Below are 2,906 nucleotides of genomic sequence, written 5' to 3' on the forward strand. Positions count from 1 at the left end.
TTTTAATGCGGGTTAGAGCCGATCTTCACGGGATTCAGGTGTAGATAATTCACCTAAAAAGCCGTTCTGTATTGGTACCTACTGTATTAGCACAAGTCTATTGGACTTCGTTTGGAGAACTACATCCCCCAACCCCCATAAACAGGGGGCTTTCAAAGTCCCCCTTTTTAAGGGGGATTTAGCGGCTCGCAGCCGGGAGGTTCCCTCCCGGATTATGCGAGACAAGACAGCGGCGGTTTTATTCTGGGGTTCCCCCAGCATAAAAAACCGACAAGACAGCGGCGTTTTTATGTCTAGGGTTCCCCCCGTTGGCGTAGCCTCTCCGACAGCGGCTCGAATAATCCGGGAGGAAACCTCCCGGATTATGCGAGACAAGACAGGAGATATAAAAAACGACAAGACAGGGGAATTTCTAGGGTTTTCGCTTTTTTCTAGAGATGTGTATGCACCGTAGCTCCCAAGTTTATGAGAGGGGCTGCTGTGAGAGCGATTTACAGCGCAGCGGAGCCTTTTTCAGGTGCGCGGAGTTCGTCGATCGATAGATGTGGAGTTTCGGTATATACCGAGTCTAGTAATACATCGAGGATACCTGCCGATCGGGCACTATCGATCGCTTTGTGGCTAATTAATTCGCCAACATTGAGGATTACTGTATCTTGGCGATCGAGAATCACTCGCGTTGTCGGACGACCTAAAGCACCCTTAATCCGCTTTTGTTCGAGTGCTTCCGAACTTCTTCCTTGAAGATCGGTGGCGGTTTCTCGGACTCGATCCCAGACATTTGCGGCACCTTCTTGGAGCCGATCTCCAGCCGCCGATGTTGTCGTTTTCAATCGTTCGCCTGTGGTGGTGGCGAGGCTACCCGCTTGGGTTTGCGCTGCTGTTTGTGCAGACAAACCGACAGCAGTTAATAACGCTGACTCTTGATGAGTCGCCTTAGCACGATCGATCGCCCCAGGGGTGATAATTTGCCCTTGTGCGGCGATGATATAGCCCTCTGGCGTGTATACGGCGCGTTGCGCTCGTCGTCCCTGTGCTTGCTCGATCGTCAAACCAGCGACGGTATTATTCATCCGTTCGCCTAGTGGTTCGGTCAAATTCCCGCCAGCGGCGCGATACAATCGATCGAGAATGCCCGCTCTTTCGGCGGCATCCGCCATTGCTGGCACGATCGTCTCACCGGATCTAACGAAGATCGTGCCATCGGGATCTGTCACGGTTTGCTGTGCTACTCTACCAATTACAAATTGTTTCTGAGCCGCTCGATCCACGATCGTGTCGGTAACTTTGCTGCTAGCTAAACGTCCGGCTGTTTGCAGTTTTTCACCCGCAGTCTGAGTGGTAGACTGAAATTTTTCGCCTGCAACTTGAGCTGTTTCCTGGAATTTTTCGCCTGCAACTTGAGCAGTTTCCTGGAATTTCTCGCTAGCGGTTTGGAATGCTGCTTTCAATCCGCCGACTTGCTCTTCCATTAAAGCGATCGTTTCTACTGGGACGAATGCGACATCTTTACCAATTTTGATAGTTTGGGTCGCAGGTACAAACGATCGACCAGAGTAAGCATCGGCAAATAAGCCACCTGATGTCTCATAACCTTCGATCGCGCCGCTAGTCTCATCAAAATACAAATCGATTAATTTACCCAAATCGCGACCATCAGTGGTCATAATGCGGGTACCATTTAAAATGTTATTAGTTTCTAAAATTTGATGAAGATCTGCATAGCTTCGAGATGAGGCGATCGTGTCCCTAGTCGGAATGATTAAGGCATCTACTCCAATCGCTTTGACTAGATATAGCGGTAAAACTTTGGCACTGCTAAACCAGCCACTTTCACTAATTAATAGTCCTAATAACCGATTGTCATTTTGGTCGAAAATTAAATCGACAATATTAGCAACCTTCTGACCGAAATCGTATGTTATTATCGGTTTACCAATGATATCTTTTCCCTTACGCATGAGCTGATTGTATTTTTATTTTCAGGGTTTACCGATCGGATTGAATTATTTGTTGTTAGCGACGCTCTAACTTGCTACGATCGCGGGGTTCGGATATCTGGCAATTTCATACTAGCGGTATTTCTACCGTAACCTGGTACTAGATCGATAACGCCTTCATATTCTAATTCTGTCGCAACAGCAGCTACAACAAATAGAGCTAGGATCGTATACAAAGGAGCTTTAGAAGTTCTGCCAATTAGTCTGGGCATAGGTTTTAGATTATTAATGTAGATAGCCGATTAGTTATATCCTAACAACTTATTTTGTGGCGATCGATCGCCCAATCGGTGTAAAAATTAACTTATTTCAATACCTAAATAGGTATGTTTACTTCACAAGCATTTATCTCAATTTTCGATCTAAAAGGTCATGTTCAAACTCGATAAACACAAAAAAACTCAGGTGCTGTCAACACCTAAGTTTTCACTGCAAAATATACCAAGTACCTGTCAAGAGCAGTTATTTAGATTATTTATTCATTTCTCTCTTGGCATTATCTACTCCGTCGCGAATTTTATCGCCAAGGTCTTGAGCTGCTTCTGCTACTTTGTCTTTAGCATCTTCAACCCCATCGCGAACTTTTGCAGCAGCTTGTTTGGCTTTGCCTGCGGCTTCATCATCGTTACTACCAGTGACTTTGCCTACAACTTCCTGACCTTTTCCTTCAACATTTTGAGCTGCCGCCTTTGCGCGTTCTTCAATACTCATAATCTTTTTCCTTTATTTAAACTATTATTAATATACGATAATTGATTAGAATCTCTCTCTTCTAAAAGAGAGATCTAAACTGCACTCCATCGCTCGGCAACTCCATCGATCGACATAGTAGTTATCTGTCGATCGATGGGGTTTAGGCTTTAGGAGTAATTACACTCCTTACTCCTTACTTCTTACTCCCTACTC

The 2,906-nt window shown here is 45.4% G+C and carries 3 protein-coding genes; all 3 read right to left on the minus strand.

Going from position 1 to position 2,906, the window contains the following annotated elements:
- Window positions 1-491: 491 nt before the first annotated feature.
- Entirely contained in the window at window positions 492-1,961 is a 1,470-nt protein-coding gene (locus tag RMO79_RS09330; RefSeq protein ID WP_310482851.1) for a PRC-barrel domain-containing protein, read from the minus strand.
- 74 nt (window positions 1,962-2,035) lie between these two features.
- The gene (locus tag RMO79_RS09335; protein WP_310482852.1) at window positions 2,036-2,212 is read right to left on the minus strand and encodes a hypothetical protein; all 177 of its coding nucleotides are present in this window, start codon (window positions 2,210-2,212) and stop codon (window positions 2,036-2,038) included.
- Window positions 2,213-2,471: 259 nt separating this feature from the next.
- Window positions 2,472-2,711, minus strand: a complete 240-nt coding sequence (locus RMO79_RS09340; RefSeq protein ID WP_310482853.1) for a CsbD family protein — start codon at window positions 2,709-2,711, stop codon at window positions 2,472-2,474.
- Between the last annotated feature and the right edge of the window lie 195 nt (window positions 2,712-2,906).

It is taken from the genome of Chamaesiphon sp. VAR_48_metabat_403 (assembly GCF_031422475.1).
GTDB lineage: Bacteria > Cyanobacteriota > Cyanobacteriia > Cyanobacteriales > Chamaesiphonaceae > Chamaesiphon.

Bases quoted from the DNA above. Each gene is read 5' to 3' on its own strand.
- RMO79_RS09330 (WP_310482851.1), bottom strand. From the start codon at position 1,961: ATGCGTAAGGGAAAAGATATCATTGGTAAACCGATAATAACATACGAT.
- RMO79_RS09335 (WP_310482852.1), bottom strand. From the start codon at position 2,212: ATGCCCAGACTAATTGGCAGAACTTCTAAAGCTCCTTTGTATACGATC.
- RMO79_RS09340 (WP_310482853.1), bottom strand. From the start codon at position 2,711: ATGAGTATTGAAGAACGCGCAAAGGCGGCAGCTCAAAATGTTGAAGGA.